General features: G+C 43.6%; 6 protein-coding genes. 3 read left to right on the forward strand and 3 right to left on the reverse strand.

Going from position 1 to position 5764, the window contains the following annotated elements; translation table 11 throughout:
• Positions 1–877, forward strand: an 877-nt coding sequence (locus tag Q0236_RS12055) for a hypothetical protein (protein WP_297918402.1), incomplete at its 5' end; no start/stop codon positions are given.
• A 17-nt stretch (positions 878–894) separates the two neighbouring features.
• Entirely contained in the window at positions 895–1803 is a 909-nt protein-coding gene (locus Q0236_RS12060) for a hypothetical protein (protein ID WP_297918404.1), read from the forward strand.
• 140 nt (positions 1804–1943) lie between these two features.
• On the opposite strand, the gene Q0236_RS12065 is transcribed toward Q0236_RS12060, so the two are convergent.
• Complete coding sequence (locus tag Q0236_RS12065; RefSeq protein ID WP_297918407.1) at positions 1944–2354, reverse strand: hypothetical protein; 411 nt, start codon at positions 2352–2354, stop codon at positions 1944–1946.
• Positions 2347–3219, reverse strand: coding sequence for an EamA family transporter RarD (rarD, locus tag Q0236_RS12070; RefSeq protein ID WP_297918411.1), 873 nt, complete (start codon positions 3217–3219; stop codon positions 2347–2349). The genes Q0236_RS12065 and rarD overlap by 8 nt, the downstream gene beginning before the upstream one ends.
• A gap of 104 nt (positions 3220–3323) precedes the next feature.
• On the opposite strand from rarD, the gene Q0236_RS12075 reads away from it, so the two are divergent.
• Positions 3324–4667 carry a class II 3-deoxy-7-phosphoheptulonate synthase gene (locus Q0236_RS12075; RefSeq protein ID WP_297918414.1) on the forward strand — a complete coding sequence of 448 codons (1344 nt, stop codon included), beginning with the start codon at positions 3324–3326 and terminating at the stop codon, positions 4665–4667.
• Positions 4668–5193: 526 nt separating this feature from the next.
• Here the strand turns inward: Q0236_RS12075 and Q0236_RS12080 are convergent.
• Entirely contained in the window at positions 5194–5457 is a 264-nt protein-coding gene (locus Q0236_RS12080; protein WP_297918418.1) for a hypothetical protein, read from the reverse strand.
• Positions 5458–5764 lie beyond the last annotated feature (307 nt).

Here is a 5764-nt window from a genome sequence, read left to right on the forward strand (position 1 = left end):
CCAAATGCGTAATGACGAAATTGCTAGGTTTGGCATAAGCAAAACGCGGTATGATGAAAATATAAAGGATTTCTTACAAGATAAAAATTGCGATAAGCGAAATTTGGCGGGCGGCGGGCTAAAATTTACGAGCGATGGCAGGCAAAATTCTATAAATGCCAGCGAACGAAATTTTACGAATGTCGTTGAACAAAAGTCGCAAAGCGATTTCTCTTGCACCGCTGATACGCCATCGCAAAATTTTAAAACTCAAGCTAGAGATTACGACAAAGAGCCGATAACCATAAAAGATAACTCGATAGAGATGATTAAATTTTATTCGCCATTTCTGTATTTTCTTAATTTCATAGATTTTGGAACAAGGCAAGACTCGCCAAGATCCGTTAAACGCTGGCTAGAACTTCCTGGTAAATTTGGCACCTGCTATATAAAATTTAAAAATTCAGTTATCGAATATTATTCAGAGAAAAAGAGGGCGACTCTATACTCTATAAATTTATCTGAAATAATTGCAATAAAACGCACCTTTGGGCCATCCACTTTAAAAATGACGGAAAAAGGTAAAATTTTAACATTTTTTGTCGCGTTTACGTGGATAATCCTTTTATCTTTGGTAGTAACTTTTAAAAATAAAATTTCTTATGGAATTTTGATTGTGCCGATTTCCTTATTTTTGGCGTTTGCGCCCTTAATAATATTTAGATTTAAGAAAAATTTTGGATTTGACATAGGAAACGACAGCCTTATTTTTATGAGCAATGGTAATTATATCGAAGCAAGCATATTAACAAGCAAAGAATACAAAGAGCTAAAAGCCTATTTTCTACTCAAAATAGGGAAAAATTTAGATAAAATCCCGCCACAAATTTTTGCGTAGGCTATAAAGAATAAAAGATGAATAGAAAACAGAGGCTTGAGAAGCCAAATAAAATTTTAAATGAACGGTATCAAAATTTAGAGCAAAGCTCAAGGCAGAATTTTGACGCCAAAAATTCCGATAGTAAGAATTCTAAATTTGAAAAGCTCGCAGATGACTCTGCGACAAATATAAATAAAAACGCAAACTCTACTAAATTTGAACAAAATCCGAGTTACGCTCGTGATCATAATAAAGAGCCTTTAGCGCTCAAAGATAGGACGAATTTTTATATAGTTCTTGCTACGGTATGCACGCTTGCGATTATGATTTTTATGTATTCATACGAACCCAATCAAACTAGATATAATCAGCTTTTTATAGTATTTCCATTTTTCGGATTGCCTATAATAATGGAATATTTTACAAATTTTTACAATAAGAAACTTGTAAAATTTTATAATGATCGAGTTACTTATTGTACAAACAAAATGCCCGAAAAAACTATATTCTTAGATGATCTTAAGGATGTAAAAAGAGCCTATTTTGCAAGAGATAATGAGTGGCTTAGGAGGCAAGGCGCTTTTTATAGATTTTTCTTAAAATTTGATCCATATGCTACGATAATCGCTTTTTTATTGATCTGCATATTGGTATTAGCTATCGGCGTAAGAAAATATATAGAAACAGGTAGTTTCAGAGTATTTTTCATATCTATAGTTGCATTTTTGTTTTTATTCGTCTTAAAATTTATATATTTTTTAGTTTTTAAATTCCGTCTTAGACTTATATTCTACGATAATATAATAATCCGAGGCAAGGATAAAGATATCGCCTTTACGATAGAAACTATGGACGACTACGTCAGGATAAAAGAATTTTTTATAAAGAGAAAAGGTATTGATTTGGATAAGACTCAGCGCCACGTATGGCTGGATTTTAATTAGCAATTAAGAGTTTTAGATGAAAGAAGCCGCAATCGATAAAGCATTAAATTTTAAAATTTAAAGGCAATTCTTAAAAATTAATCATTCTTTCTTGCGTAGAATCTATTTTTATCATTTCGCTTTATCGTTACTAAATACGGCTATAAGCTCTTAAATTCCATCTCCAGCTGCTTGCGCCAATCTTGCAGCGAGCGCTCTGCGTCCGCGGCATATTTTTCGATAAGAGCGTCTGTTTTATTGAGAAACTCAAATAGCTTGCCCTCCCACACGGCGGGGTTTAGGTTGCTTTGATGCATCGTTTTGATATAAACTAACTCCTTGCTAAGAGCCTCAAGCTCGTCTAGATAGCTCTCGCGAGCGCTTTCATCGCGCAGTTCAAGCCGCTTTAGAGCTCGCAGTTTGCCTTCTAAAATATCGCAAAATTTCATATATCTTTGCGAGCTAAGCTCGGGATCTGCGGCGTCTGCGCGCGCGGAAGCCTTTTGGACCTGAAAATACACGAGCGCGCCCACCGCAAGGGCGACTGCGAACATCAAAGCGAAATTAGCCATTTTTTCTCCTTAAGCCGTCCAAGCCCACGACCGCGAGCCCGAACCAAATTAGCGAAAAGCTCAAAATTTTGTAAGTCTCAAGCTCCTCGCCGTAAATAAACACCGCGATCAGCATACTCATGCTAGGGCTGATGTATTGCATAAAGCCGATCGTAGATAGTGGCAGATACTGCGTGCTTACGGCGAAGGTAAGCAGCGGCAAAATCGTAATCAGTCCGCTTGCAAACAGCAGCGCGCCGCTTACGTTAAAGCCGAAGGCGCCGCTTCCTTTTAGCGTGCAGTAGATCAGAAATGCAAGCGCGGGCAGGAGCATCAGCGCCGTCTCGCAAAACAGCCCCTCAAAGCTAGGCACTTTTACTTTTTTGCGTATGAGACCGTAAAATGCAAAGCTAAGCGGCAGCACGATCGAGATTATAGGAAGCCTACCCAACGCGTAAATTTGCACGCCGATCGCCGCAAAGGCTAGCAGCAGGGAAAATTTCGCCGCCGCGCTTAGCCGCTCGCGCAGAAACAAAGCGCCCAAAAGCACCGAAAATAGCGGATTTATAAAATATCCGAGACTCGTGGCTAAAATTTGATCGGAATTTACCGCGTAGATATAAATACCCCAGTTCGTGCTGATCAGTAGCCCGGTGCAAAGCAACGTAAGGGCGATTTTAGGGGTGCTAAGAAGCCGCGCGACGTTTTTTAAGCGGTGCGTAAAGCAGAGAAAAACAAGCAGCAGCAGGAAGGACCAAACGACGCGATGCGCTAAAATTTGCACAGCGTCCACGTTCTTTATGAGCTTAAAAAATATCGGAAAAACGCCCCACATAGAAAATGTGGCGAGAGCGAACATTAGCCCTTTCGTGCGGTCGTTTTCCATAAAATTCCTTCCAAATTGCCTAAAGGCGCTATTTTAAGATTTTTTGGGTTAATAAAAGCTTATTTGGGTATAATCGCGAAATTTTACGAAACCTAGGAGGGGCTATGAGTTGGAGTAGGACGTCGTGGAAAGATTATAAAATTTTACAACAGCCGATCTATCAGGATGAAAGTGCGGTGCAGACCGCTAAAGAGCGCCTTTACAAGCTGCCGCCGTTAATTTTTGCGGGCGAGGTGCGAAATTTAAAAGCCGAGCTTGCGCGCGCTAGCGAGGGCAAGTCGTTTTTGCTTCAAGGCGGCGATTGCGCTGAGAGCTTTAATGATTTTAGCGCGAATAATATCCGCGATATGTTTAAGGTAATGCTTCAGATGGCGATCATTCTTACCTTTGCAGCGGGTCGCCCCGTCGTTAAGGTAGGTCGCATCGCAGGGCAGTTCGCAAAGCCGCGCAGCAGCGATTTCGAGGAGGTTGGCGGCGTGAGTCTGCCTAGTTACCGCGGCGACATAATCAACGGCTTTGAGTTTAACGAAGCGGCGCGCAAGCCAGATCCTGCGCGCATGATCGAGGCGTATCATCAAAGCGCTTCGACGCTAAATCTTCTGCGCGCCTTTTCTCGCGGCGGTCTTGCGAACCTGCACGAGGTGCATAAGTGGAATTTGGGCTTTTTGAAAAAGGGCGAGCTGGAGGCTAAATTTAACGAGCTCAGCGATGAAATTTCGCGCACGCTAAAATTTATGGAGGCATGCGGACTGAGCGCTGCGAACTCTCCGAGCCTTGCCGAGACGGTGCTTTACACCTCGCACGAGGCGCTGCTGCTGCACTACGAGGAGTGCCTGACGCGCATCGACAGCACCAGCGGCGATTGGTACGACTGCTCGGCGCATATGCTTTGGATCGGCGAGCGCACGCGCGGCGCGGACGATGCGCACGTGCATTTTTTAAGCGGTATCAAAAACCCTCTCGGCGTCAAGATCGGCCCGAGCGGCACCGCGGATGAAATTTTGCGCCTTTGCGACAAGCTCAATCCGCAAAACGAAGCCGGCAGGCTAAACGTCATCATCCGCATGGGAGCGGATAAGATCGGCGCGCGGCTGCCGCAAATTTTACGCGAGCTAAAGCGCGAGGGCAGGGTGATCCTGTACAGCATCGATCCGATGCACGGCAACACCGTCAAGGCCGCCAACGGCTACAAAACGCGCGAATTTTCTAAAATTTTAAGCGAGGTTCAGAGCTTTTTTGAGATTCACGCTGCGGAGGGCACGCACGCGGGCGGCATCCATCTTGAGATGACCGGCCAAAACGTCACCGAGTGCACGGGCGGCTCGTTTAACGTAACGCAAGAGACGCTAAAACAGCGCTACGAAACGCAGTGCGATCCGCGCCTAAACGCAGATCAGGCGCTAGAGCTTGCGTTTTTGCTCGCCGATAATCTAAAAAAGGCGGAGTAGTCCGCCTTTTATCGCGCGTAAGATTCGGTCGAGGCTTGGAATTTTAGTCGTAGTTTTAGGCGTTTTGACGTAAGCCAGCGCTGCGACCGCGCTTTGTGCTTGGAATTTAAATCGTATCTTGGCCCGGGCGATTAAAATTTACGCGGCTCTAAATACAAGGCGGCTTTGGGCGCAGTCTCGCAGCGATCAAAATATATACAATTAAAATTTATACTTCGCGCTAAAACGTAAGCTGCATAAGCCCGCCGCCCAAATACGAGCAATTGAAAATTTTTGCGGCGTCGCGCCCTGATAAAATTTCTTTTTGCAGAGACTTGCAAACTTCTCGGCGGCTAAATTTAGCCTCGCGGGCTTGCCGGCTTAAAATTTTAAATCCGCCCTGCATGGAATTTTAAAATTTGCGCCGCCGTGAAATTTTAAAATTTAACGCTAAATCTATGGCTTGCGGAATTTCATCTTTAAAATTTCGCCGTGTAAATTTTGATCGCTCGCTACTGCGCGCGCCGCTTATCTGTGTGCGCTCAAGCTAGCGCCAGGCTAAGCGGTAAATGTAGCGACATAAACTCGCCTCCGTTTTTTTACACATGGCGGTAGAGAACGCCGCGCTGTCTGCGGTATTATATTTGACATAGATACGACACAAAAGCTCTTGCTTGAGATTGGTGCGACAAACAGACGCTGCCGCAGCGACGTTATGTTCGGTCGGCTCACAAAAATCCTTGATGATATGTGCGTCGGACGAAAGCGGCTTTGCGCCTACTTTAAATTTTAGAGCGCGATTTCGCAGCAAATTTTAAACCGAAAATCTATCTTTCTGCTTCTAAAATTCAGGTTGAAATTCTACCTTTTGAGTTGCGCCGTCGCGTATCGTGACGCTATAAAATTCCGTGCCTCAAATTTAAATCAAAATTCTGCGGTGCAATGAAATTTCGAAATTCTGCCGTGCAAAATTTACGCAAGGTTTTTGCTTGCGCGATTGCGCGATAAAATTCCTAGGACGCGCAACCCGGGCGAGATTTTAAAATTTAAAAATCCCGCACTCAAGAAAAAAGCGATAAAATTTTAGGCTCGTTTTTTGGATTTTTTTAACACCAGTG

Source organism: uncultured Campylobacter sp., assembly GCF_938031315.1.
In the GTDB taxonomy this organism is placed as follows: domain Bacteria; phylum Campylobacterota; class Campylobacteria; order Campylobacterales; family Campylobacteraceae; genus Campylobacter_B.

What these genes read in the sequence shown, in the direction of transcription:
- Q0236_RS12075 (WP_297918414.1), top strand. Translation starts at nt 3,324, where the DNA reads ATGAGTTGGAGTAGGACGTCGTGGAAAGATTATAAAATTTTACAACAG.
- Q0236_RS12065 (WP_297918407.1), bottom strand. Translation starts at nt 2,354, where the DNA reads ATGGCTAATTTCGCTTTGATGTTCGCAGTCGCCCTTGCGGTGGGCGCG.
- Q0236_RS12060 (WP_297918404.1), top strand. Translation starts at nt 895, where the DNA reads ATGAATAGAAAACAGAGGCTTGAGAAGCCAAATAAAATTTTAAATGAA.
- rarD (WP_297918411.1), bottom strand. Translation starts at nt 3,219, where the DNA reads ATGGAAAACGACCGCACGAAAGGGCTAATGTTCGCTCTCGCCACATTT.